This is a genomic window from Pseudomonadota bacterium (assembly GCA_022361155.1).
Lineage (GTDB): Bacteria > Myxococcota_A > Polyangia > Polyangiales > JAKSBK01 > JAKSBK01.
Map to the genome: position 1 here is coordinate 1 of JAKSBK010000395.1, position 2,051 is coordinate 2,051.

The 2,051-nt window shown below is 70.6% G+C and carries 2 protein-coding genes; both read right to left on the reverse strand.

The genetic code is table 11. From position 1 onward, the window contains the following. A partial coding sequence (locus tag MJD61_15250; protein MCG8556627.1) for a PAS domain-containing protein occupies nt 1-1,847 on the reverse strand: 1,847 nt, incomplete at its 3' end. An 11-nt stretch (nt 1,848-1,858) separates the two neighbouring features. Continuing rightward, a partial coding sequence (locus tag MJD61_15255) for an EscU/YscU/HrcU family type III secretion system export apparatus switch protein (GenBank protein ID MCG8556628.1) occupies nt 1,859-2,051 on the reverse strand: 193 nt, incomplete at its 5' end.

The following is a 2,051-nucleotide window of genomic DNA, read 5'->3' on the forward strand; positions in this document are numbered from 1 at the left end:
ACGTCCTCGGCGTAGCCCGACATGAGGATCACCTTCACGTCGGGGAGCTCCTGGCGGACCAGCTTGACCAGGGTGTGGCCGTCCATGACCGGCATGATGACGTCCGAGAGGATGAGGTCGATGTCGTCCTTGCGGGCGGCCACCAGGTCCAGCGCTGCCTCCCCGTCGGGTGCTTCCAGCACCGTGTAGCCCTTGTTCTCGAGGGCCCGGCGGCCGACCATGCGGACCGCGTCCTCGTCCTCCACCAAGAGCACCGTGGCGCGGCCGGTGAGGTCGGCCTCGGCCAGGGCCTTCTCGGCCCGGCGGGCCACCTCGGCGGCGTCCGCGGACTGCTCCGGCAACAGGATGGAGAAGGTGGTCCCGGCCCCCGGCGCACTCTCCACCAGCACGTAGCCGTCCGACTGGTGGATGATGCCGTGCACGGTGGAGAGCCCGAGCCCGGTGCCCTCCCCCACCTGCTTGGTGGAGAAGAAGGGCTCGAAGATGTGGGCCAGCACGTCCGCCGGGATGCCGGTCCCGGTGTCCGCCACGTCGATGCGCACGTAATTGCCGGCGGGCACCGGGTCGACCTCGCGCCGGAGCGGCTCGGCCAGGGCCAGCCGGGAACTGGTCACACTCAGCACGCCGCCCGTGGGCATGGCGTCGCGGGCGTTGACGGCGAGGTTGATGATGACCTGGTCGAACTGCCCCTTGTCCACGCGCACAGGGCCCAGGTCGCGGCCGTGCCGCATCCGCAGCTCCACCGTCTCGCCCAAGAGCCGGCCCAGCATGTGGGTGAGCTCGCTCAGGCTCTCGGTCACGTCCAGGATCACCGGCTCCAGCTTCTGCTTGCGGGAGAACGCCAGCAACTGGCGCACCAGGTTGGTGGCCCGGTTGGCGTTCTGCTTGATCTGCATGATGTCGCCGAAGTCCGGGTCGTCCGGGCCGTGCCGCTCCAACAGCAGGTCGGCGAAGCCGATCATGGCCGTCAGCAGGTTGTTGAAGTCGTGGGCGACGCCGCCGGCCAACTGGCCCACCGCCTGCATCTTCTGGGACTGGGCGAACTGCAGTTCCAGGTTCTTGTGCTCGGTGGCGTCGATGAAGTGCAGGACCAGGCCGGAGACCCCGCCGGCGCCGTCGCGCGTACCTTGGCGCACCGGGCTCATGTAGAGCGATGCCGCCAGTTCCCGGCCCCGGGGGCCGGGCATGCGGACGTCCAGGTGGGCCGCCCGCGCCGTCCCCATGACCACCTTGGACAGCGCGGCCGTGACCTCCCCCTGGTCGTCGGGCACCACCAGGTCGGTGAAGGGATGGCCGGTGACGTTGTCCGCATCGGTGCCCAGCAGCCGGCCGAAGGCCGGATTGCAGCGGCTGACCAGGCCGTCCAGGTCAAGGATGACGATGCCCACGGGGGCCGAGGCGAACAGCCAGTCCGGCGGTGCCGCCGTATCATCCCCCTCGGGGTCCGCCGGCATGACGCCGGAGCGCAGCAGCACCCCCTCGATGGCGCCCGACGCCATCTCGTGCTGCATCATCACCGCGTCGAAGGAGGTGCCGTCCTCGGCCACCAGGGTGACGCGGCCCGTCTCGGTGCCGCCGTCGTCGGCTTCCAGGGCCTGGGCCTCCACGACGAAGGCGGCGAACGGCCGGCCCACCAACTGGCCGGCGTCGCCGCGCAGCCAGCCGGCCATGGTGGCGTTGAGCGAGGTCAGGACGCCGTCCCCGTCGGTGGTGAAGATGCCGGCCGGAAGGTTGTCGTAGGGTGTCGGGGGCGCGGGCGAGGGCGCAGGCACGGCGCCCGCGTCCGCATGGTCCTGGCCGCCGACGATGCGCAGGAAGTTGGCGCGGAACTCGCTGTCGCCTGTCACCGCATGGACCCTCAGTGCACCATCTCGCCCTTGAGGCGCATGACGTAGCCTATCACTTCCGCCACCGCCTGGAAGTGTTCGGGCGGGATCTCCTCCTCCAGCTCGACGCCGGCATAGAGGGCCCGAGCCAAGGGCGGGTTCTCGACCACGGGCACGTCGTGGGCCTCGGCCACGTCGCGGATGCGGAAGGCCAGGCTGTCCATG